We start from the raw sequence: 21,286 nt of genomic DNA on the forward strand, positions 1-21,286 counted from the left end.
GGAAAAAACCATACAAATTATGTTGAAAGTCCATTCAGAACCCCCCAAGCCGGAGTTGAAGCAGGCGGGTCCGGTGATCCTGGCCCTGGGCTTCCGGCCCTTTTTCATCTCCGCCGCGCTTTCAGCCCTGATCCTGATGCTGATCTGGCTTGGCGCCTGGTCCGGCGCCTACCCGCTGCCGACCTATTACGGCGCCATCGGCTGGCATAGCCATGAGATGCTGTTCGGTTATGCCGTCGCGATCATTGCCGGCTTCCTGCTGACCGCGGTCCGAAACTGGACCGGCATCACGCCACCAACCGGCACGCCCCTGGGTCTGCTGTTCCTGCTCTGGTTGGCGGGCCGGGTTGCCCCATTCCTGTCCGGGGCCATTCCGGGGCCGCTGATCGCGGTCATCGACCTAGCCTTCCTGCCCGCGGTTGCGCTTGCCATCCAGCCGGCCCTGTGGAAGGGCCAACAGAAGATGAACCGGATTTTCGTGCCCCTGTTGCTGGTGATGGCGGTGGCCAATCTCTACATCCACCTCCAGTCACTCGGGTTGGCCAATAGCGCCCTGCGCGGCGCTGATGCCATGCTCTATCTGATCGCCTTTCTTATCACCCTGCTGGGTGGACGGGTGATCCCTTTCTTCACCGAAGCCGTGATACCGGGCCACGCCTCCAAACGCAACAGCCGGGTCGAGCTGGCGACCGTCATCTCCCTGGGTGGCCTGATTGCCGTTCAGTTTATCTATCCAAACGCCTGGCTCAGCGGTGTGCTGGCCTTTGCCGTGGCGGTGACACAGATCATCCGGGTCGTCGGCTGGTATAACCGGCAAATCTGGCAGATACCGATCCTCTGGGTGCTGTTCAGCGGCATGTTCTGGTTGATCATCGGCTTTACCCTGGCCGGCCTGGCCTATTTTGGTTTTACCGGACTCAATCTGGCCAAACATGCCATTACCGTCGGCGGCATCGGCGCGCTTACCTACGGCATGATGGCGCGGGTCGCATTAGGGCATACCGGACGTGAAATACAGTCCCATCCCCTGATCAATGGCTGCTTCATTCTGATGAATCTTGCCGCGCTGTTCCGGGTATTCGGACCGCTGGTGCTGCCGCAGCAATATACCCTGTGGGTCCACCTCTCCGGCGGCCTGTGGATCGTCAGTTTCCTGCTCTTCGGGGCGATCTATGTGCCGATGCTGACCCAACCCCGTGTCGATGGCAAACCGGGATAATCGGCTAGTGCACTTCCCGGTGCTTCGCGGAATCAATTCTCCTCTGAACGTAACTACTCACGGGGGTGATTGGCCTGCCTTGCTGGCCGATCTTGATGGCGCCTCGAATCCGGCCCCTTTTTCAGATTCAAGCCTGCCCTTGTCTGAGCGAAGCGAGTTTGGGCAGGCGCTGGAAAAGGGGCCGGATTCGAGGAGGCAAGCCATCGTGTGAGGCCGGCGAGGCAGGCCAATCACTCACAATCCGGGTTAGTAGTTACCTCTGAACAAACACCCATGCAATGCATGGGTTTTTTTGGCAGAAGCCCTGGGTAAACGTCAGAACGGGATATCGTCATCGAACCCATCATCCGGCATCGGTGCGGCCGATGACGCGGAATCACGCGATGGGCGTGAGCCCGATTCCGAGCGGCCGGAGTCGAACGAGGCACTGCTGCCTTTGCTGTCCAGCATCTGCATCTCGTCGGCCACGATCTCGGTGGTATAGCGGTCCTGGCCGCCCTGATCCTGCCATTTACGCGTCTGCAGGCGCCCTTCGACATAGATCTTCGAGCCCTTTTTCACGTACTCGCCGACGACCTCTGCCAGGCGGCGGAAAAACACCACCCGATGCCACTCGGTCTTCTCCTGGGTTTCACCACTGTTTTTATCCTTCCAGGATTCGGATGTCGCCAGGGTGACATTGGCCACAGCGTTACCATTGGGCATATAACGAACATCCGGGTCCTTCCCAACATTACCGATCAAGATTACTTTATTGACCCCTCTGGCCATATCTCCTCCAATTCAATTTAAGTTGCTCCCTGGCCCTGCGGCCTGAACACCTGATTCTACGTCTCCGCGACCGAGAATTCATCCAGCAATGCAAAATCCACACACTGCGTATCCACTTTAAGGTAGGCGATGCCCTCTTCCGCCATGACCACGGCCTCGCCCACACCGGGCAGACCGCTCAGCCTCGCCTGCAGCTGATGCGCGCTCGCCGGCTCAAGCACCCCCACCTTGATAAGATAGCTGCTCAGGTATCCCGGTTGGCGCATCCCGCTGGCCAGTGCCAGCCAGAGCAGTGCGGCCACCGCCCCAAACAGAAATACCCCCGTCAGCTGGTACTGTCCATACACCCAGCCGCCGAGCGTCCCGCCCAGGAAGGCCCCGATAAACTGGGATGTGGAGTAGACCCCCATGGCGGTACCCTTGCTTTCGGCCGGCGCCATTTTGGAGATCAGCGACGGCAGCGAGGCCTCGAGCAGATTGAAGGCGACGAAAAACAGCAGCAGCGCCAGGCCGAAGCCCAGGAGTGTCGACTTGAACAGAATAAACCCGATCTGGGCCATCCCGATAGCCAGGATAGCCAACAGGAAGACCTGCTTCATCTTGCGGCGTTTCTCCGCGATCACAATAAACGGCACCATCAGCGCCATGGCCAGCAGCACCACCGGCAGATAGACCATCCAGTGGTTTTCCACGGCAACCCCGGTCACGTCCCTGAGGGTCAGGGGAACGGCGATAAACACCGCCGTCAGCATCATGTGCAACAGCAGGATCCCGATATCCAGGCGCAGCAGGTCGGCGTTGCGCAACACCCGGGAGAACTGATCCCGCACCGGGCTGGTATCCCGATGGGTGGCGGTTTTATCCGGATTGGGGACCAGAAAAATCACCACCAGGATACCCGCCAGCGCCAGCAAGGCGGTCAGCCAGAAGATGCCCGGCACACCGATCCAGGTATTCAGCAACGGCCCCAACACCAAGGATACGGCAAACGCGAGCCCGATGCTCATGCCGATCACCGCCATCGCCTTGGTTCTGTTCTGCTCCCGGGTCAGGTCGGCTGCCAGCGCCATCACCGCGGCGGCAATGGCACCGCTGCCCTGCAGCGCGCGCCCGGCGATCACACCCCAGATGGAGTCCGCACGAGCCGCCACCACGCTGCCCAGGGCGAAGATCAGCAGCCCGGCAATAATCACCGGCTTTCGACCGATGCGGTCGGAGATCATACCGAAGGGGATCTGCAGCAGCGCCTGGGTCAGGCCATAGGCGCCTATGGCCACGCCGATCAATAGCGGGGTGACACCGACCAGCTGTTCCGCGTAGAGGGCGAACACCGGCAGAATCAGAAACAGCCCGAGCATGCGCAGGGAAAAAATGCCGGCGAGCGAGAACGCCGCCCTGATTTCGATCGCTGTCAGTCGATGGAGTTGTTGCGTTTTTTTGTTCAATTACCCGATCACTTTACCAATGGCCAACCCCAGCCATGCCAGGGGAAAAGCCCGCGTCCAGCCATTGCCGGGGAGCCTGCCCCAGACCATGTTCACTCGCTGTATTACCACGGTTTGTTTGGCCCGAAACCGCAAGACAGCGTATAGTAACAGGTTCGCTTATTCGCTGGTATGTAGATGGATACGATACGTATACGTGGGGCACGCACCCACAATCTGAAAAACATTGACCTGGATCTTCCCCGCGACAAATTGATCGTCTTCACCGGTCTTTCCGGCTCCGGGAAGTCCTCACTGGCCTTCGATACCATCTATGCCGAGGGGCAACGGCGCTACGTCGAGTCGCTCTCGGCCTATGCACGGCAGTTCCTGTCGATAATGGAGAAACCCGATATCGACCATATCGAGGGGCTCTCTCCGGCCATCTCCATCGAGCAGAAGACCACCTCCCACAACCCACGTTCCACCGTCGGCACCATCACCGAGATCTACGACTACCTGCGGCTGCTGTATGCCCGCGCCGGCACCCCGCGCTGCCCCACCCACGGCCAGGCACTGGAGGCCCAGACCATCAACCAGATGGTGGATCAGGTCCTGAGCCTGCCCGAGGGCAGGAAATTGATGCTGCTCGCCCCGGTGGTGTCGGAGCGCAAGGGGGAACATCACAAGCTGCTTCGGGAACTGAATGCGCAGGGTTTTATCCGCGCGCGCATCGATGGCGAAATCTTCGAACTCGATCAGCCGCCGGAACTGGAACTGCACAAGAAACACACCATCGAGGCGGTGGTGGATCGCTTCAAGGTCCGCGAAGGACTCGAACTGCGTCTCGCGGAATCCTTTGAAACCGCGCTCGCCCTCTCCGGCGGTCTGGCCCGCATCGCCTCCATGGAACAGGACAACCCGCAGGAAGAGCTGGTGTTCTCGGCCAATTTCGCCTGTCCGCAATGCGGCTACAGCCTGCCGGAACTGGAACCCCGACTGTTCTCGTTCAACAACCCGGTGGGCGCCTGCCCAACCTGCGACGGGCTCGGTATCGAACAGTTTTTTGACCCGGAGCGGGTGGTTGCCCATCCCCACCTGAGCCTCGCCGCCGGCGCGGTCAGAGGCTGGGATCGCAGGAACGCCTACTATTTCCAGCTGATCAGTTCCCTGGGGAAGCACTTCGCCTTTGACGTGGAGACCAGCTGGGATGAACTGCCCAAGAAGGTCCGCGACACCATCCTGAACGGCAGTGGCAAGGAGAAGATCAAGTTCACCTATTTCAATGAACGCGGGCGCAGCAGCAGCAACACCCATCCGTTCGAAGGGATCATCCGCAACATGGAGCGGCGCTACCGGGAGACCGAATCCAGCGCGGTGCGCGAAGAGCTGGCCCGCTATATCTCCACCCACCCCTGCCCGGAGTGCGGCGGTACCCGCCTGAACGAGGCGGCGCGCCATGTCTTTGTGGATGAGCAAAACCTGCCAGCCATCACCACCCTGCCGGTCGGGAACTGCCTCGAGTTCTTCAGCCGGTTACAGCTCCCCGGCAAGCAAGGCAAGATCGCCGATAAAGTGGTGAACGAAATCTCCCAACGGCTGCAGTTCCTGGTCAATGTGGGTCTCGACTACCTGACCCTGGACCGCAGCGCGGAAACCCTGTCCGGCGGTGAGGCCCAGCGAATCCGCCTGGCAAGCCAGATCGGTGCCGGCCTGGTGGGCGTCATGTATATTCTGGATGAGCCCTCCATCGGGCTGCACCAGCGGGACAACGACCGGCTGCTGAAAACCCTGACCTACCTGCGCGATCTGGGCAATACCGTGATCGTCGTCGAACACGATGAAGAGGCCATCCTGTCCGCCGACCATGTGGTGGATATCGGCCCCGGCGCCGGCGTTCACGGCGGCCGCATCATCGCCCAGGGCAGCGCCGCCGAGATCGCATCGAACCCGGATTCCTTGACCGGCCGGTATCTCTCCCGCAGTCTGAGCATTGCGATACCGCAACAACGGCACAAAGCCGATGAGGCCAAACTGCTGACCATCTCCGGGGCACGCGGCAACAATCTCAAGTCGATTGAGCTGAACCTGCCTGCCGGCCTGTTTACCTGCGTGACCGGGGTGTCCGGCTCCGGCAAGTCCACACTGATCAACGACACGCTCTATCCCCTTGCCGCCACCCAGTTGAACCGCGCCTCCCTGGATGCGGCCCCGTTCGACCGGATCGACGGGCTGGAGCATTTCGACAAGGTGGTGGATATCGATCAGAGCCCGATCGGCCGCACCCCCCGTTCCAATCCCGCTACCTACACCGGCATATTCACCCCGGTGCGCGAGCTGTTTGCCGGCACTCACGAGTCCCGCTCACGCGGCTACACGCCGGGTCGCTTCAGTTTCAACGTCAAGGGCGGACGCTGCGAGGCCTGCCGCGGGGATGGCGTGATCAAGGTCGAGATGCATTTCCTGCCGGACATCTATGTCCAGTGCGACGTCTGCAAGGGTAGCCGCTATAACCGCGAGACCCAGGAGATCAAGTACAAGGGAAAAAGCATCAACCAGGTGCTGGAGATGACCATTGAAGAGGCCCTGGAGTTTTTCGATGCCATCCCGGCGCTGAAGCGTAAATTGCAGACCCTGATGGATGTCGGACTCTCCTATATCACACTGGGACAGAACGCCACCACGCTCTCGGGCGGTGAGGCACAGCGCGTCAAGCTCTCGCGCGAACTGTCCAAGCGCGACACCGGGAACACCCTCTATATTCTGGACGAGCCGACCACGGGGCTGCATTTTCACGACGTGAAACACCTGCTCGAGGTGCTGCACCGGCTACGCGATCACGGCAACACCGTGGTGGTGATTGAGCACAACCTGGATGTCATCAAGACCGCGGACTGGATTGTCGACCTGGGTCCGGAGGGCGGCAACCGCGGCGGCGAGATCGTTGCCCAGGGCACCCCGGAGATGGTCAGCGAGGTAGCCCAATCCCATACCGGCCAGTACCTGAAAAAGGTCCTGCAGGCGGGTCAATAGGTGGACGTGGGTACACGGTGTTTCGCTAATCGGTCTGCCGGCTCACCGGCGAGCCGACGCGGAGCCCGAGCTTGGCGGCGGCGCTCCCCCGGTTGACCGCCAGCTCCACCAGCCCATTGGCATTCACGTACCAAAACGGACAGCCGGTCGCCACAGCGGAGAAGGTTTCGGCATATGCCACAAGATTCCCGTTTACCGTCAGTGTCAGCTCGCGGGACAACCCGTCACCCGACAGGCCGCTGACCGCATTTCCATAAGCGTCGATATAGATTATCTCGGCCAGCTCCTCCGGCCAGTCACAGCCAACCAGACTGTCCGGGAGCAACGACTCACCTGGGACGCTGCCACCTCGACAGATAACCGCAGCGGCAGGCGCAAACAGATCCCTGCCGTCGAAGGTTTTCGACCGCCGGTGAAGATCCGGCAGGTCTATGGTCTGTACCCTGACGGGTCCGGGAGCACCCACCACCCGGGACAACAGGCCATTGTCAGGGGCGACGAACCAGAACCGTTCTGTGGTCACCATGATCGCCCGCCGGGAGCTGCCGACACCGGGATCCACCACCGCCATGAACAGCGTCCCATCCGGCATGGCGGGGAGAAACGAGGCCAGCAGGTAGGCGGCGGCACGGGGATTGAACGCGGGGGCATCCGCACACAGATCGATTACCGGCTGGGATATACCTCCCGCCAGCAGGCGCGCCTTCACCTGCCCCAGATAATGACTGCCGACGCCGAAGTCGGTGAACAGCGCTACCAGTTCAGGTGTGTCGCCCATATCGATACCGTACCGGTCCTCTAGTTGAATTAAAGCAAAAAACTGGCTCGGTCGCTCTCGCACATCCCTGTGCTTCGCGACATAAGCCCTTCTCTGGGCGTAACTACTCACGGGGTGATTGGCTTGCCTTGCCGGCCTCACACGATGGCTTGTCCCCTCGAATCTGGCCCCATTTTCAGCGCCTGCCCAAACTCGCTTCGCTCAAACAAGGGCAGGCTTGAATCTGAAAATGGGGCCGGATTCGAGGCGCCATCAAGATCGGCCAACAAGGCAAGCCAATCACTTACAGACCGGGTGAGTGGTTATCCCTGGGCAAAAAAAACCGGGCCATGACCCGGTTTTTTTCCAAACAATCACGCTGTCGCTGTACTTATTCAGCCTCGACCGCTTCCATCTCCACATCCGGACGATCGACCAGCTCGACAAAGGCCATCGGCGCCTTGTCACCCGGACGAAAACCGCATTTCAGAATGCGCAGATAGCCACCGGGGCGCTCCTTGTAACGCGGGCCCAGTTCGGTGAACAGCTTCCCGACAACCTCATCATCACGAAGACGATCAAAGGCCAGACGGCGCTTTGCAACGCTGTCGCTCTTTGCCAGTGTAATCATCGGCTCTGCTACGCGACGCAGCTCTTTTGCCTTGGGTAGTGTGGTTTTGATCAGCTCATGACGCAACAGTGAGCAGGCCATGTTACGGAACATTGCCTTGCGGTGTGAACTGTTGCGGTTCAGTTGCCGTCCTGATTTGCGATGACGCATGGATCGACTTCCCTAAACTTAGGTTAATACTATAGATATACGATTCAGGGCCGAGATTATCGACCGCTATCTTCCATACCTTCTGGCGGCCAGTTTTCCAGCCGCATACCCAGGGACAAGCCCCTGGTAGCAAGTACATCTTTGATCTCGGTGAGCGACTTTTTACCCAGATTCGGGGTCTTCAGCAGCTCCACTTCGGTACGCTGAATCAGATCACCAATCATGAAGATGTTTTCTGCCTTCAAACAGTTGGCCGAACGCACGGTCAGCTCGAGGTCGTCGACAGGCCGCAGCAGGATGGGATCGATCGCCGGGCGATCTTCTTCCACCTCTTTCTCGGTTGTCGCTGTCTCGTCCAGCTTCACGAATGCGGACAGCTGATCCTGCAGGATGGTCGCCGCCCTTCTGATGGCCTCTTCCGGATCAATGGTGCCGTTGGTCTCCAGATCAATCACCAAACGATCAAGATCCGTTCTCTGTTCGACACGGGTCGCCTCGACCGCATACGCCACGCGACGTACCGGCGAGAAGCTGGCATCCAGCTGCAGGCGACCGATAGGACGGTCTTCCATTGCATCCGCCAGCCGGTTGGCCGCCGGCTGATAGCCGATACCGCGAGCCACTTTCAACGTCATGTTGATCTGGCCATCCTTGGTCAGGTTGGCGATAACATGATCCGGGTTGGCAATCTCAACATCGTGGTCAAGCGTGATATCGCTGGCCAGAATGGGACCGGGCCCCTTCTTTTTCAGCGTCAGCGTCGCCTCATCACGGGAATGCATGATAATGGCCAGATCTTTCAGATTCAGCAGAATCTCCAGGACATCTTCCTGCACACCTTCAATACTGGTGTACTCGTGAAGAACCCCTTCGATCTCGGCCTCAACCACTGCACTTCCGGGCATGGAGGAGAGCAGTATTCTGCGCAATGAGTTGCCAAGTGTATGACCAAAGCCACGCTCCATCGGTTCAAGCGAAACCTTGGCGTGCAACTCGCTTAACGGCTGAACACTCACTAATCGCGGCTTGAGAAAATCGCTAACAAACTCCGGCATTTCGACCTCTTGAAGGTAATCCTTACTTGGAGTACAGCTCTACTACCAGCTGTTCATTAATTTCCGCAGGCAGTTCGGAGCGGTCCGGCAGACGTTTAAAGGTACCCGTCATGCCCTTCGCATCGACCTCGATCCAGTCGACGGTGCCGAACTGTTCCGCGAGAGCCAGAGAACTTTGAATGCGCAGCTGGTTTTTTGATTTCTCGCGAACACTCACCACATCATCGACCTGGATATGGTAGGAGGGGATATTGACCACCTTACCGTTAACCTCGATGGATTTATGGCTTACGAGCTGCCGTGATTCAGAACGCGTGCTTCCGAAGCCCATCCGATAAACCACGTTATCCAGACGGGTCTCGAGCAGACGCAACAGGTTATCACCTGTGGCACCCTTGCTCTGGGCCGCATTCTTGTAGTAGTTGCTGAACTGCTTCTCCATAATTCCATACATACGGCGCATCTTCTGCTTCTCACGAAGCTGCATACCGTAATCAGAGAGGCGGCGGCGCCGGTCAGTCGTCTGACCAGGCTGCTTTTCCATATTACATTTTGATTCCAGGGAGCGAGCGCGGCTCTTCAGAAACAGGTCAGTGCCTTCTCTCCGGCTCAGCTTACACTTGGGACCGATATATCTTGCCATGATTATCTATAACTCCAGATTAAACGCGACGCTTTTTAGGCGGGCGACAACCATTGTGCGGGATTGGGGTAACATCACAAATACTGGTGATCTTGAATCCTGCATTATTCAGTGCGCGAACCGCAGACTCGCGTCCCGGGCCCGGGCCCTTGACATTGACATCAAGGTTTTTCACGCCGTAATCCTTGGCCCGCTCGCCAGCGCGATCGGCCGCGACCTGCGCAGCGAATGGCGTGCTCTTGCGCGAGCCACGGAATCCTGAACCACCCGCAGTTGCCCAGGACAAGACATTACCCTGACGATCGGAAATGGTGACGATCGTATTGTTAAAGGAAGCGTGAATGTGGGCGACACCATCGGTGACGCTCTTTTTTACCTTCTTCCGCACGCTGCTCGGCTTTGCCATCTTTAATGTTCCTGTGAACTATATCGCTGTAAACAACCCGGTGACCGGATTGCTATTATCTCTTGATCGGACGCCGCGGGCCTTTGCGGGTACGCGCATTCGTTTTGGTACGCTGGCCACGCAGCGGCAGGCCGCGACGGTGACGAATTCCACGATTGCAACCAAGGTCCATCAGACGCTTGATGTTCATGGACACTTCACGACGAAGGTCGCCCTCGACCATAAACTTGGCGACTTCGGCACGAAGCGCCTCTACTTCACCTTCGGTCAGGTTTTGAATCTTTGCATCTTTTGCCACACCCGCGGCCTCGCAGATACGAGCAGCACGGGTAGAACCGACTCCATAGATCTCGGTCAACGCGATGACCGCGTGCTTACGATCGGGAATGTTGACGCCTGCAATACGGGCCATCAGGTAACTCCTAAAAATACAATTATCAGCTCACGTTGGGCGCGGTGAACGCGCAACTTTAACTGGATTTCTTCAACAAATCAAGCGAAAAGCTTAGCCTTGTCTCTGTTTATGCCTGGCTTCTTTGCAGATAACCCGCACCACGCCATTGCGCCGGACAATCTTGCAGTTCCTGCAAATCTTCTTTACAGACGCCCTTACTTTCATGACTCAATCTCCAAAAATACCGTGGAATCTTATCGGCGTTAACGCAGCAAGCCTGCGCCGCCACCCTTCAGATTCGCCTTCTTCATCAACCCTTCATACTGGTGAGACATCATGTGTGCCTGCACCTGTGCCATGAAGTCCATGACGACAACAACGATGATCAACAAGGACGTTCCGCCAAAGTAGAAAGGAACATTCCAACCGACAATCAAAAATTCCGGCAGCAGACACACCGCCGTTATATAAATCGCACCTGCAAACGTCAGGCGGGACATCACCTTATCGATATAGCGTGCCGTCTGCTCTCCCGGGCGATAACCTGGAATAAATGCCCCGGAACGCTTCAGGTTATCCGCCGTATCCTTCGAGTTGAATACCAGCGCCGTATAAAAGAAACAGAAAAACACTATAGCCAGGGCATAGAGCAGCACGTACAGCGGCTCGCCCGGGGAGATTTTGCCGACGATATCCTGCAGCCAGCGCATGTTCTCCTGGGTACCCAGCCACTGCCCCAGCGTCGATGGGAACAGGATGATGCTGGAGGCGAAGATCGGCGGAATAACGCCCGCCATATTCAGCTTCAGCGGCAGATGGCTGCTCTGCGCGGCAAACATCTTCCGACCCTGCTGACGCTTGGCATAGTTCACCGTGATCCGGCGCTGCCCCCGCTCTACGAAGACAACGAAGGCGGTGACCGCGATCGCCAGGGCAAACAGGATCAAGACCGTCAGGGCGTTCATCTCACCGGTACGAACCAGTTCCAGGGTGCCGCCAATGGCCGACGGCAATCCGGCAACAATGCCTGCGAAAATGATCAGCGAGATCCCGTTACCGAGACCGCGTTCAGTGATCTGCTCACCCAACCACATCAAAAACAGCGTTCCTGTGACCAGCGAAACTGCCGCGGTCAGGATAAACCCGGGCCCTTGGTGCGAGACCACCGCTATGCCACCCGCCTGCTGTGATTGCAACGCAATCGCGATACCCACCGCCTGGAAGGTCGCCAGCACCACGGTACCATAACGGGTGTACTGGGTAATCGTACGCCGCCCCTGTTCACCCTCTTTTTTCAGCTGCTCCAGCTTGGGAATCACCGCGGACATCAGCTGCATGATAATCGATGCCGAGATGTACGGCATGATTCCCAGGGCAAACAGACTTGCCCTTTCCAGCGCGCCCCCGGAAAACATGTTGAACATGTCGAGGATGCCACCCTGCTGCTGGTCAAACAGGACCGCCACAGCCGCGGGATTCACCCCGGGTACCGGAATAAATGTACCAATCCGGAATACCAACAGGGCGCCGATGACGAACAAAAGCCGCTGGCGTAGCTCGGTGAACTTACCTGCCGCGGCAAGGCCGCCGGCTTTTGTGCCCTGTCCAGCCATTTATTCCTCTATCTTCCCGCCAGCCGCCTCGATGGCAGCCCGCGCGCCTTTGGTGACGCCCAATCCACGAACGGTTACCGCCTTTTCGATGGTACCGGAAAGAATGATCTTGGCGCGCTTCATGATGGAAGGCAGTACGTTGGCCTGGTAAAGCGCCTTCATATCGACCACCTCACCGTCCACCTTGGCCAGTTCGCTCAGCCTCACCTCGGCAGTGATCCTGCCTTTCCGGGAGGTAAACCCAACCTTCGGCAAGCGGCGCTGCAGCGGCATCTGGCCGCCCTCGAAACCCACTCTATGAAAACCGCCGGACCGCGATTTTTGGCCCTTATGACCACGACCGGCCGTTTTTCCAAGACCGCTGCCGATGCCGCGACCAACGCGCTTGGCATCGGTTGTCGCGCCTTCTGCAGGCTTAATGGTATTCAGACGCATTTCAAGCCTCCTCTACCTGAACCATGTAGCTGACTTTATTCACCATGCCACGGGTCGCAGGAGTATCTTCCACCAGTACACTGTGACGAATACGCCGAAGCCCCAAACCGCGGACACAGGCCTTATGACTCTCAAGCCGGCCATGCGCACTGCGGACCAGGGTCACTTTCATCATCTTTTTTTCACTCATGACCTACCCCAGGATCTCTTTGACCGATTTGCCACGCTTGGCGGCCACGGTCTCAGGATCAGTCATCTCGGTCAGCGCATTTACCGTCGCGCGGACCACGTTGATCGGATTGTTTGTGCCTATGCACTTGGCCAGAACATTGTGCACGCCTACCGCCTCACAGACGGCACGCATGGCGCCGCCGGCGATGATACCGGTACCTTCTGACGCCGGCTGCATATAGACCTTGGCCGCGCCATGTCGACCGATCAGCGGATACTGCAGCGTATCGCCATTCAGTTTCGCAGTGCGCAGATTCTGGCGCGCGTTTTCCATCGCTTTTTGAATGGCGATAGGCACTTCACGCGCCTTGCCGCTACCGAAGCCGACCTTGCCATTACCATCACCCACAACCGCGAGTGCCGCGAATCCAAAAACACGACCACCCTTGACCACTTTCGCGACTCGGTTGACGTTGATCAGTTTTTCAATCAGATCGTCACCTTCCGGCCTTTCATTGAATTTCGACATAGCCTGCCCCTTAGAACTTAAGACCGTTTTCGCGGGCAGCGTCAGCCAACGCCTTTACCCGGCCGTGATATTTAAAACCGGCACGATCGAACGCAACACTTTCGACACCAGCAGCCTTGGCTCGCTCCGCAATGGCCTTGCCGACAATCGCTGCGGCAGTGCTATTACCAGACGCCCCTTCCAGTTGCGCCCTTACATCTTTTTCCACGGTTGATGCGCTGGCGATCACTTGGGATCCGTTGGGCGCAATCACCTGGGCATACATATGTCTCGGAGTACGAAAGATGGTCAGACGATTGACCGCCAGTTCGCGAATCTTTGCACGAGCTCTGCGAGCGCGGCGTAAACGTGTAGTTTTCTTGTCCATCTCAGTATGACCTATTTTTTCTTGGCTTCTTTACGGGCAACATGCTCATCGGCATACCGCACACCCTTGCCTTTATAAGGCTCGGGTGGACGGTAGGCGCGAATCTCCGCGGAGACCTGGCCGACACGTTGCTTGTCGCACCCAGACACTACAATTTCGGTCTGGCTGGGGGTTTCGATTGTGATTCCCTCAGGGATCGGATAATCCACAGGATGAGAGAAACCAAGATTCATATTCAGAACATCACCTTTGGCCTGCGCACGATAACCGACGCCGATCAATTGCAACTTCTTCTGAAAACCGGTGCTGACACCAGTCACCATATTTCCGACCAGCGCCCTGAAGGTACCGGCCATTGCCCACTCGTTGCGGCCTTCCTGTACAGGAACAACGCGAAGCGTGTCGCCATCATTCTTGATGGTGACAAATGCATGCAGGCCGAGTGTCATGGTTCCCTTGCTACCTTTCACGGTCAGTTCGCTGCCGTTCAGGTTAACATCCACGCCGGCAGGCAGGGGTATCGGATTCTTTGCTACACGAGACATTTCAATCCCTCCGATTAAGCCACGTAAGCGACGACTTCGCCGCCTTGACCAGTGGAACGGGCCGCGCGATCCGTCATCAAACCCTGCGAGGTTGAAATGATGGCGACGCCGAGTCCGCCGCGTACTTTCGGGAGCTCTTTGCTACCCTTATAGATACGCAGGCCAGGACGGCTTACGCGCTGGACCATCTCGATTACCGGTTTACCCTGGAAGTATTTAAGGTCTATCTGGAGTGTAGACTTATTGTCCTTGGCCTCGACATTGAAACCGGCAATATAGCCTTCATCGAGAAGCAGCTGCGCTACGGCAACCTTCTTCTTGGAAGATGGCATGGACACAGCCACCTTGGAAACTTGTTGACCATTACGAATACGCGTCAGCATATCCGCGATCGGATCAGACATACTCATTTTTTAAATCCCCAGGGTCAGCCGCCTTAATCAGACGCGATACCCAAACGATTGACAGAAACCCGCCTGCCGGCGGGTGCACCCTGAAAAGGGTGGTGTATTCTACATCACCAGCTGGCTTTTACAAGCCCTGGAACATCACCACGCATGGCCGCTTCACGGAGCTTGTTTCGACACAGGCCAAACTTGCGGTAAACACCGTGCGGACGCCCGGTCACCCGACAGCGATTACGCTGACGCGAACGGCTGGCATCCCTTGGCATCTTCTGCAGTTTCTGCACCGCCTCATCGACCTGCTCATGACTGCTAGCAGGGTTGCTGATGGTAGCCTTGAGTTGTTTACGCTTTTCCGCGTACTTCTCAACAATCTTTGCCCGCTTTACTTCACGCGCGATCATGCTCTTTTTTGCCATGCGATTCTGCTCTGTTTCAGTTCTTGAAAGGAAAATTGAACGCTTCAAGAAGCGCGCGACCTTCCGCATCATTCTTTGCAGTGGTGGTAATTACGATATCCAGTCCACGCAGCGTGTCGATCTTATCAAAATCGATCTCCGGGAACATGATCTGCTCCTTCACACCCATGCTGTAATTGCCCCGCCCATCGAACGACTTCGGATTCAGTCCGCGGAAATCCCGGATACGGGGAATCGCCACGTTGATCAGCCGATCGAGGAATTCATACATCCGATCACTGCGCAGGGTCACCTTGCAGCCAATCGGCCAGCCTTCACGGACCTTGAAGCCTGCCACGGATTTGCGCGCCATGGTAACGACTGCCTTCTGACCGGCAATCTTCTCCATATCGCTGACCGCGAACTCGAGGACTTTCTTGTCGCCCAGTGCCTCGCCGACACCCATATTCAGGGTGATCTTGGTTATCCGCGGAACTTCCATCACGCTCTTGAAGCTAAACTGATCTTTCAGCTTACCCACGAGTTCGTCGCGGTAGACCTGTTGTAATCTTGCCATCTTTCTATCCGCCTCAGATATCCACGACTTCGCCATTAGACTTGAAGTAGCGCACCTTGCGCCCATCTTCCAGCGTCTTTATACCCACCCGATCGGCCTTGCCGGTATTGGGGTTGTATACGGCAACATTGGAAGCGTCGATGGGCATCTCTTTATCCAGTATGCCGCCTTGCTCACCCTTTGCCGGATTGGCCTTGGTGTGTTTTTTAACAATGTTGATATTTTCAACAACGACCTTTTCGTCAATCACCCGCAGTACAGTTCCCTGCTTGCCTTTATCCTTTCCGGCGAGGACGACCACCTGGTCACCTTTCTTGATCTTACGCATAGCCATGATTCACCCCTTAGAGTACTTCAGGCGCGAGCGAGATGATCTTCATGAATCGCTCGCTGCGCAGTTCACGGGTAACCGGTCCAAAAATACGGGTTCCGATCGGCTGCAGTTGCGTGTTCAACAGGACAGCGGCATTGCCGTCAAAACGGATCAAGGATCCATCCGGACGTCTTACGCCTTTCCTGGTACGCACAACTACCGCATTGTATACATCACCTTTCTTCACTTTGCCGCGGGGAATGGCGTCTTTGACGCTCACTTTGATAATGTCCCCGATACCAGCATAGCGACGGTGTGATCCGCCCAGCACCTTTATGCACTGAACTCGCTTTGCGCCACTGTTATCGGCGACGTTAAGCATTGTCTGCATCTGGATCATTGGTCTATCCCAATTAAATTATCACTAAACCGAAATCGTACGATTTACCGGTGTCTACCTCAGGTCGCCTTTGTGACAACCTTGACCAGACGCCAAGCCTTGCTCTTGGAGAGCGGGCGGCACTGCTCGACCACCACCATATCGCCGATACCACACTCATTGGCTTCATCATGGGCATGCACCTTGGTGGACCGACGAATGAACTTGCCATAAATCGGGTGCTTCACCGTGCGTTCGACCAGGACGGTAATGCTCTTGTCCATCTTATCGCTGACCACGCGGCCTTCGAGTGTGCGATTGCTGTTGCTCTGATCGCTCATGATGCTTCACCTACACCTTTCTCATTCAGCAATGTCTTCACCCGGGCAATCTCTTTCCTTACCCGTCGCATCTCCGACGGGCGCGACAACTGACCAGTGCCCTGCTGCATACGCAGATTGAACTGCTCTTTACGCAGCTCCAGTAATGCCCCCTCAAGCTCAGCAGGGCTCTTTTGACGAAGTTCACTCGCGCTCATCACATTACCGTCCGTTTGATGAAGGCGGTCTTGAACGGCAGTTTGGCAGCTGCAAGCTGGAACGCATCACGCGCCATCTCTTCAGAAACACCTTCAATTTCATAAAGTACGCGGCCGGGCTGAATCAAGGCAACCCAGTACTCGACACTACCTTTACCCTTACCCTGACGCACTTCCAAAGGCTTCTTGGTAATTGGCTTGTCGGGAAAAACGCGTATCCACATTTTCCCGCCACGCTTCACGGTACGGGTGATGGTACGCCGGGCAGCCTCGATCTGACGCGAGGTCATACGACCGCGATCAACGGCCTGCAGGCCGTATTCACCGAAGCTAACCTTGTTGCCCCGGTTCGCCAGGCCGCGATTGCGGCCCTTCATCTGTTTACGGAATTTAGTCCGCTTTGGCAATAACATGACTTAATCCTTCTTACGCGGTGCTTTACGACGCGCAGGTTTTGGTGCAGCTTCGTCCTGAACCGCGTCACCAAAGACTTCGCCTTTGAAAATCCAAACCTTCACACCGATGATTCCATAGGTGGTCTTGGCTTCCGCAAAACCGTAATCGATGTCAGCACGCAGTGTGTGAAGTGGTACCCGGCCTTCCCGATACCATTCGTTACGGGCAATTTCAGCACCATTCAACCGGCCTGAAATATTCACCTTGATCCCGCCCGCGCCCAGGCGCATCGCTGTCTGCACAGAACGTTTCATCGCCCGGCGGAACATGACACGACGCTCCAGCTGCTGGGTGATGCCCTCGGCGACCAGCTGCGCATCCAGTTCCGGCTTACGAATCTCTTCTACGCTGATATGTGCCGGGATACCCATGCGCCTGGATACCTCTTCGCGCAGGGTGTTGATATCCTCGCCCTTCTTGCCGATCACGATACCCGGGCGCGCCGAGTGAATGGTCACGTGGGCATTTTTCGCGGGGCGATCGATCTGGATACGGCTCACCGAGGCCTGGGAAAGACGTTTTTTCAAATAGTCTCTCACCGCAAGGTCGGTATTCAGCATATCGGCATAATCTTTGGAGTCGGCATACCATTTCGACGTCCACTGCTTGACGATGCCAAGACGAATTCCTATTGGATGTACTTTCTGACCCATAACTCTGCCTTACCTGTCCGACACAATCACGGTGAAGTGACTGGTACGCTTTAAAATACGAGCCGCACGGCCCTTTGCACGCGCCCTGATCCGCTTCATCGTCGGACCCTCATCGACCATCACCGAGGCAACCTTCAACTCGTCGATATCCGCGCCTTCATTGTTCTCTGCATTCGCAATCGCAGAATCCAGCAATTTTTTCATAAGGTCCGCGCCCTTCTTATTGCTGAAGGAGAGGATATTCAGAGCCTGCTCCACAGGCAGACCCCTGATCTGATCGGCGACCAGACGACCCTTCTGGGCCGAAATACGCGCAAAACGCAATTTAGCAGCAGCCTGCATGGTTCCTACCCCGATTATCGTTTCGATTTCTTGTCAGCCGCATGACCACGGAACGTCCGGGTCAGTGCAAACTCACCAAGCTTATGGCCAATCATGTTCTCGGTGACAAGCACTGGAATATGCTGGCGCCCGTTATATACGGCAATTGTCAGACCAATCATATCTGGCAGCACCATTGAACGGCGGGACCATGTCTTAATCGGACGTTTGCTGTTACTCGCCACTGCTTCGTCCACTTTTTTCATCAAATGATGATCGACGAAGGGGCCTTTCTTAATTGAACGTGGCACGTTAAATTACCTCGGTTCCATTTACTTACGATTGCGCTGACGCACAATCATTGCATCAGTACGCTTATTGGTACGTGTCTTGTAACCCTTTGTAGGCACGCCCCAGGGACTGCACGGATGACGTCCGCCGGAGGTCCGGCCTTCACCACCACCATGCGGGTGATCCACCGGGTTCATGGCCACGCCGCGCACGGTTGGCCTGACTCCACGCCACCTGGACGCACCGGCCTTACCCAGCTTGCGCAGGCTGTGCTCGCTGTTGCCCACTTCGCCAATGGTTGCGCGACATTCGCTGCGAATCTTGCGCATCTCGCCGGAGCGGAGGCGCAGAGTAGCATATTCTCCCTCGCGTGCAACCAATTGCGCGGAAGTTCCGGCAGAACGGGCGATTTGCGCGCCCTTGCCAAGCTTCATTTCAATGCAGTGCACGTTGGTTCCGACCGGGATATTCCGCAGCGGCAGGCAGTTGCCCGGCTTGATGCCGGAATCCTCGCCTGACAGGACGGGGTCACCGGCAAGCAGACCCTTGGGCGCGATGATGTAGCGGCGCTCACCATCCGCGTACTTGATCAGTGCGATATTCGCGGTACGGTTCGGATCGTACTCCAGGCGTTCCACAACACCCGGGATACCGTCCTTGTCCCGCTTGAAATCAATCAAACGGTAACGCTGCTTATGACCGCCACCCTGGTGCCGAGCAGTGATGCGACCGTTATTGTTGCGACCGCCATTCTTGCTCTTCTGCTCCAGCAGCGGCCCGTGCGGGGCCCCTTTATGCAGCTCAGGATTTACCACCTTAACCACAAACCGGCGACCTGCTGATGTTGGTCTGGTTTTTACAATAGCCATACTCTTAATTCCGCTCTATTCGTTGCGCTAAAGGGCCGATCAGGCACCCGCACCGAAGTCGATATCACTGCCCTCGGCCAGCCTGACATAGGCTTTTCGAACACCGTTACGACGACCTTTAATCTGACCGAAACGCTTGCTTTTGCCCTTGATGTTGACAACGCGCACGTTATCAACCGTGACATCGAACATCATTTCGACAGCCCGTTTAATCTCAGGCTTTTTGGCATCCGGCACAACCTTGAAGACAAACTGGCGGCTGACATCCGCAGCAATCGTACTTTTCTCGGAAATGACCGGTCCCAACAACACCTGCATCAGACGTTCTTTATTCATGACAGGCTCGCCTCCAGCTGCTTCAGTGACTCGGAGGTTATGAGCACCTTGTCGAATCCGATCAAACTGACCGGGTCGAGCTCACGCACGTCACAGACATCAACCCCATACAGATTCCGTGCCGCCAGGTAAAGGTTCTCATCCGGCTGTACGGCTACAATCAACACTTCTTTCATGCCGAGGTCATTCAGTTTCGAGACCAGTCCCTTGGTCTTCGGCGCTTCCACGGCGAAGTCCGAGACCACCACCATGCGCTCGGCGCGCAGCAGTTCGGACAGGATGGAGCGAATCGCGCCACGGTACATCTTGCGATTGACCTTCTGCGAATAGTCCCGCGGACGGGCCGCGAAGGTCACGCCACCGGTACGCCAGATCGGGCTCCTGCTGGTGCCCGCACGCGCACGACCGGTACCTTTCTGACGAAAAGGCTTGATACCGCCACCGCTCACATCAGAGCGGCTTTTTCCTGCCTTGGTGCCGGACCGTGCCGCCGCCATATACGCAGTGACCACCTGATGGATCAGTGCTTCGTTATAATCGGCCGCAAATACCGCATCCGAAACCTGGATAGTCTCGGTGCCGCCATTGCCAGCCTGTACATTGAGGTCCATTTTTTATTACCCCTTGTTCAGCATCTTGATCGCGGGCGTGATGATCACATCACCGCCACGGGAACCTGGCACAGCCCCTCTCACCAGCAACAGGTTACGCTCGGCATCGACTCTCACTACCTGGAGATTCTGAATGGAGCGTTTCACGTTGCCCATATGGCCTGCCATCTTTTTACCTTTGAATACGCGGCCCGGCGTCTGACACTGTCCGATCGAGCCTGGCGCCCGGTGGGACAGTGAGTTGCCATGCGTGGCATCCTGCATCCGGAAACCATAACGCTTGACCGCGCCCTGGAATCCCTTACCGATAGTGATACCGCGCACGTCGACAATCTGGCCGGCCTCGAACATGTCGACCTTGATTTCACCGCCGACTTCAAAGCCATCGACCTCACCTGTGGAGAGACGGAACTCCCACATGCCGCGTCCGGCCTCGACTCCCGCTTTCGCCAGGTGTCCGGCTTCCGGCTTGGATACCCTGGAGGCCTTGCGGCTTCCGGTGGTCACCTGAACCGCGCTGTATCCATCGTTTTCGATAGTACGCAACTGGGTAACACGATTGGGCTCTACTTCAATGACCGTCACCGGTACTGAAACGCCTTCCTCGGTGAACACCCGAGTCATGCCGACTTTTCGTCCTACTATTCCTAACATCGTCATCACCTCAGTTCAGCTTGATCTGAACGTCAACACCCGCCGCCAGATCCAACTTCATCAGCGCATCTACCGTTTTGTCGGTAGGATCAACGATATCCATCAGCCGTTTGTGAGTACGGATCTCGTACTGATCACGCGCGTCTTTGTTTACGTGTGGCGAAATCAGCACCGTGAACCGCTCCTTCTTGGTGGGCAGCGGAATAGGTCCGTGAACCTGCGCCCCGGTACGCTTGGCGGTATCGACAATCTCACGTGCGGACTGATCGATCAGACGATGATCGAATGCCTTCAGTCGAATACGAATTCTCTGGTTGGCCATATTTATTACTCTATGATCTTA

33 protein-coding genes are annotated in these 21,286 nt (G+C 56.8%); 2 read left to right on the forward strand and 31 right to left on the reverse strand.

Going from position 1 to position 21,286, the window contains the following annotated elements:
• Positions 1 to 19 precede the first annotated feature (19 nt).
• Positions 20 to 1,219, forward strand: a complete 1,200-nt coding sequence (locus NPX02_RS09705) for an NnrS family protein (RefSeq protein WP_260293333.1) — start codon at positions 20 to 22, stop codon at positions 1,217 to 1,219.
• 315 nt (positions 1,220 to 1,534) lie between these two features.
• Here the strand turns inward: NPX02_RS09705 and ssb are convergent, their stop codons facing one another.
• Both ssb and NPX02_RS09715 read right to left on the reverse strand, forming a co-directional pair.
• Positions 1,535 to 1,990 carry a single-stranded DNA-binding protein gene (gene ssb, locus NPX02_RS09710; protein ID WP_260293334.1) on the reverse strand — a complete coding sequence of 152 codons (456 nt, stop codon included), beginning with the start codon at positions 1,988 to 1,990 and terminating at the stop codon, positions 1,535 to 1,537.
• A gap of 56 nt (positions 1,991 to 2,046) precedes the next feature.
• Complete coding sequence (locus NPX02_RS09715) at positions 2,047 to 3,435, reverse strand: MFS transporter (protein WP_260293335.1); 1,389 nt, start codon at positions 3,433 to 3,435, stop codon at positions 2,047 to 2,049.
• A 177-nt stretch (positions 3,436 to 3,612) separates the two neighbouring features.
• Here NPX02_RS09715 and uvrA point away from each other — a divergent pair, with 177 nt between their 5' ends.
• On the forward strand, positions 3,613 to 6,447 hold the full coding sequence (gene uvrA, locus NPX02_RS09720) for an excinuclease ABC subunit UvrA (RefSeq protein ID WP_260293336.1): 2,835 nt from the start codon (positions 3,613 to 3,615) through the stop codon (positions 6,445 to 6,447).
• Positions 6,448 to 6,472: 25 nt separating this feature from the next.
• Here the strand turns inward: uvrA and NPX02_RS09725 are convergent, their stop codons facing one another.
• The 29 genes from NPX02_RS09725 to rpsJ all read right to left on the reverse strand — a co-directional run bounded on the left by NPX02_RS09725 (position 6,473) and on the right by rpsJ (position 21,265).
• The gene (locus NPX02_RS09725; RefSeq protein WP_260293338.1) at positions 6,473 to 7,225 is read right to left on the reverse strand and encodes an SAM hydrolase/SAM-dependent halogenase family protein; all 753 of its coding nucleotides are present in this window, start codon (positions 7,223 to 7,225) and stop codon (positions 6,473 to 6,475) included.
• Positions 7,226 to 7,595: 370 nt separating this feature from the next.
• Positions 7,596 to 7,985, reverse strand: a complete 390-nt coding sequence (gene rplQ / locus NPX02_RS09730) for a 50S ribosomal protein L17 (protein WP_260293340.1) — start codon at positions 7,983 to 7,985, stop codon at positions 7,596 to 7,598.
• Positions 7,986 to 8,041: 56 nt separating this feature from the next.
• Positions 8,042 to 9,040, reverse strand: coding sequence for a DNA-directed RNA polymerase subunit alpha (locus NPX02_RS09735; RefSeq protein ID WP_260293341.1), 999 nt, complete (start codon positions 9,038 to 9,040; stop codon positions 8,042 to 8,044).
• A gap of 22 nt (positions 9,041 to 9,062) precedes the next feature.
• Positions 9,063 to 9,683, reverse strand: a complete 621-nt coding sequence (rpsD, locus tag NPX02_RS09740; RefSeq protein WP_260293342.1) for a 30S ribosomal protein S4 — start codon at positions 9,681 to 9,683, stop codon at positions 9,063 to 9,065.
• Between the two features lie 19 nt (positions 9,684 to 9,702).
• Positions 9,703 to 10,089, reverse strand: a complete 387-nt coding sequence (gene rpsK, locus NPX02_RS09745; protein WP_144357154.1) for a 30S ribosomal protein S11 — start codon at positions 10,087 to 10,089, stop codon at positions 9,703 to 9,705.
• Between the two features lie 55 nt (positions 10,090 to 10,144).
• Entirely contained in the window at positions 10,145 to 10,501 is a 357-nt protein-coding gene (rpsM, locus tag NPX02_RS09750) for a 30S ribosomal protein S13 (RefSeq protein WP_260293344.1), read from the reverse strand.
• Between the two features lie 93 nt (positions 10,502 to 10,594).
• Positions 10,595 to 10,708 carry a 50S ribosomal protein L36 gene (gene rpmJ / locus NPX02_RS09755; protein ID WP_082117165.1) on the reverse strand — a complete coding sequence of 38 codons (114 nt, stop codon included), beginning with the start codon at positions 10,706 to 10,708 and terminating at the stop codon, positions 10,595 to 10,597.
• 38 nt (positions 10,709 to 10,746) lie between these two features.
• Positions 10,747 to 12,096: a preprotein translocase subunit SecY gene (gene secY, locus NPX02_RS09760; RefSeq protein WP_260293345.1), complete on the reverse strand. Its 1,350-nt coding sequence runs from the start codon at positions 12,094 to 12,096 to the stop codon at positions 10,747 to 10,749.
• Positions 12,097 to 12,531 (reverse strand): 50S ribosomal protein L15, encoded by a 435-nt coding sequence (gene rplO, locus NPX02_RS09765; protein ID WP_260293346.1) that lies wholly within the window; start codon positions 12,529 to 12,531, stop codon positions 12,097 to 12,099.
• Position 12,532: 1 nt separating this feature from the next.
• Complete coding sequence (gene rpmD / locus NPX02_RS09770) at positions 12,533 to 12,721, reverse strand: 50S ribosomal protein L30 (protein WP_260293347.1); 189 nt, start codon at positions 12,719 to 12,721, stop codon at positions 12,533 to 12,535.
• Between the two features lie 3 nt (positions 12,722 to 12,724).
• The gene (gene rpsE, locus NPX02_RS09775) at positions 12,725 to 13,231 is read right to left on the reverse strand and encodes a 30S ribosomal protein S5 (RefSeq protein WP_260293348.1); all 507 of its coding nucleotides are present in this window, start codon (positions 13,229 to 13,231) and stop codon (positions 12,725 to 12,727) included.
• A gap of 10 nt (positions 13,232 to 13,241) precedes the next feature.
• Complete coding sequence (rplR, locus tag NPX02_RS09780) at positions 13,242 to 13,598, reverse strand: 50S ribosomal protein L18 (RefSeq protein ID WP_260293349.1); 357 nt, start codon at positions 13,596 to 13,598, stop codon at positions 13,242 to 13,244.
• Between the two features lie 11 nt (positions 13,599 to 13,609).
• Positions 13,610 to 14,143 (reverse strand): 50S ribosomal protein L6, encoded by a 534-nt coding sequence (gene rplF / locus NPX02_RS09785; protein ID WP_260293351.1) that lies wholly within the window; start codon positions 14,141 to 14,143, stop codon positions 13,610 to 13,612.
• Between the two features lie 14 nt (positions 14,144 to 14,157).
• Positions 14,158 to 14,553 carry a 30S ribosomal protein S8 gene (gene rpsH, locus NPX02_RS09790; protein ID WP_260293352.1) on the reverse strand — a complete coding sequence of 132 codons (396 nt, stop codon included), beginning with the start codon at positions 14,551 to 14,553 and terminating at the stop codon, positions 14,158 to 14,160.
• A 107-nt stretch (positions 14,554 to 14,660) separates the two neighbouring features.
• Positions 14,661 to 14,966, reverse strand: coding sequence for a 30S ribosomal protein S14 (gene rpsN, locus NPX02_RS09795; RefSeq protein WP_260293353.1), 306 nt, complete (start codon positions 14,964 to 14,966; stop codon positions 14,661 to 14,663).
• 16 nt (positions 14,967 to 14,982) lie between these two features.
• Positions 14,983 to 15,522, reverse strand: a complete 540-nt coding sequence (gene rplE, locus NPX02_RS09800; protein WP_260293354.1) for a 50S ribosomal protein L5 — start codon at positions 15,520 to 15,522, stop codon at positions 14,983 to 14,985.
• A gap of 13 nt (positions 15,523 to 15,535) precedes the next feature.
• Positions 15,536 to 15,850, reverse strand: coding sequence for a 50S ribosomal protein L24 (gene rplX / locus NPX02_RS09805; protein ID WP_260293355.1), 315 nt, complete (start codon positions 15,848 to 15,850; stop codon positions 15,536 to 15,538).
• A gap of 16 nt (positions 15,851 to 15,866) precedes the next feature.
• Positions 15,867 to 16,235: a 50S ribosomal protein L14 gene (gene rplN, locus NPX02_RS09810; RefSeq protein ID WP_029134304.1), complete on the reverse strand. Its 369-nt coding sequence runs from the start codon at positions 16,233 to 16,235 to the stop codon at positions 15,867 to 15,869.
• Between the two features lie 59 nt (positions 16,236 to 16,294).
• Positions 16,295 to 16,555 carry a 30S ribosomal protein S17 gene (rpsQ, locus tag NPX02_RS09815; RefSeq protein WP_260293356.1) on the reverse strand — a complete coding sequence of 87 codons (261 nt, stop codon included), beginning with the start codon at positions 16,553 to 16,555 and terminating at the stop codon, positions 16,295 to 16,297.
• Positions 16,552 to 16,752 (reverse strand): 50S ribosomal protein L29, encoded by a 201-nt coding sequence (rpmC, locus tag NPX02_RS09820; protein ID WP_260293357.1) that lies wholly within the window; start codon positions 16,750 to 16,752, stop codon positions 16,552 to 16,554. The genes rpsQ and rpmC overlap by 4 nt, the downstream gene beginning before the upstream one ends.
• Complete coding sequence (gene rplP, locus NPX02_RS09825; protein WP_260293358.1) at positions 16,752 to 17,165, reverse strand: 50S ribosomal protein L16; 414 nt, start codon at positions 17,163 to 17,165, stop codon at positions 16,752 to 16,754. Before rplP ends, rpmC begins: the two co-directional genes overlap by 1 nt.
• Positions 17,166 to 17,168: 3 nt before the next feature.
• Positions 17,169 to 17,861, reverse strand: coding sequence for a 30S ribosomal protein S3 (gene rpsC, locus NPX02_RS09830; RefSeq protein WP_260293359.1), 693 nt, complete (start codon positions 17,859 to 17,861; stop codon positions 17,169 to 17,171).
• A gap of 9 nt (positions 17,862 to 17,870) precedes the next feature.
• The gene (rplV, locus tag NPX02_RS09835; protein ID WP_260293360.1) at positions 17,871 to 18,203 is read right to left on the reverse strand and encodes a 50S ribosomal protein L22; all 333 of its coding nucleotides are present in this window, start codon (positions 18,201 to 18,203) and stop codon (positions 17,871 to 17,873) included.
• A gap of 14 nt (positions 18,204 to 18,217) precedes the next feature.
• Positions 18,218 to 18,493 (reverse strand): 30S ribosomal protein S19, encoded by a 276-nt coding sequence (gene rpsS, locus NPX02_RS09840; protein ID WP_029134310.1) that lies wholly within the window; start codon positions 18,491 to 18,493, stop codon positions 18,218 to 18,220.
• 21 nt (positions 18,494 to 18,514) lie between these two features.
• Positions 18,515 to 19,342, reverse strand: a complete 828-nt coding sequence (gene rplB / locus NPX02_RS09845) for a 50S ribosomal protein L2 (protein ID WP_260293361.1) — start codon at positions 19,340 to 19,342, stop codon at positions 18,515 to 18,517.
• A 39-nt stretch (positions 19,343 to 19,381) separates the two neighbouring features.
• Positions 19,382 to 19,678 carry a 50S ribosomal protein L23 gene (gene rplW / locus NPX02_RS09850; RefSeq protein ID WP_260293362.1) on the reverse strand — a complete coding sequence of 99 codons (297 nt, stop codon included), beginning with the start codon at positions 19,676 to 19,678 and terminating at the stop codon, positions 19,382 to 19,384.
• Complete coding sequence (rplD, locus tag NPX02_RS09855; protein WP_260293363.1) at positions 19,675 to 20,289, reverse strand: 50S ribosomal protein L4; 615 nt, start codon at positions 20,287 to 20,289, stop codon at positions 19,675 to 19,677. Before rplD ends, rplW begins: the two co-directional genes overlap by 4 nt.
• Before the next feature lie 6 nt (positions 20,290 to 20,295).
• Positions 20,296 to 20,943, reverse strand: coding sequence for a 50S ribosomal protein L3 (gene rplC, locus NPX02_RS09860; protein ID WP_260293364.1), 648 nt, complete (start codon positions 20,941 to 20,943; stop codon positions 20,296 to 20,298).
• A gap of 10 nt (positions 20,944 to 20,953) precedes the next feature.
• Positions 20,954 to 21,265 (reverse strand): 30S ribosomal protein S10, encoded by a 312-nt coding sequence (gene rpsJ, locus NPX02_RS09865; RefSeq protein WP_029134315.1) that lies wholly within the window; start codon positions 21,263 to 21,265, stop codon positions 20,954 to 20,956.
• Positions 21,266 to 21,286 lie beyond the last annotated feature (21 nt).

Origin of the sequence: Sedimenticola hydrogenitrophicus (assembly GCF_025175675.1) — a bacterium.
Lineage (GTDB): Bacteria > Pseudomonadota > Gammaproteobacteria > Chromatiales > Chromatiaceae > Sedimenticola > Sedimenticola hydrogenitrophicus.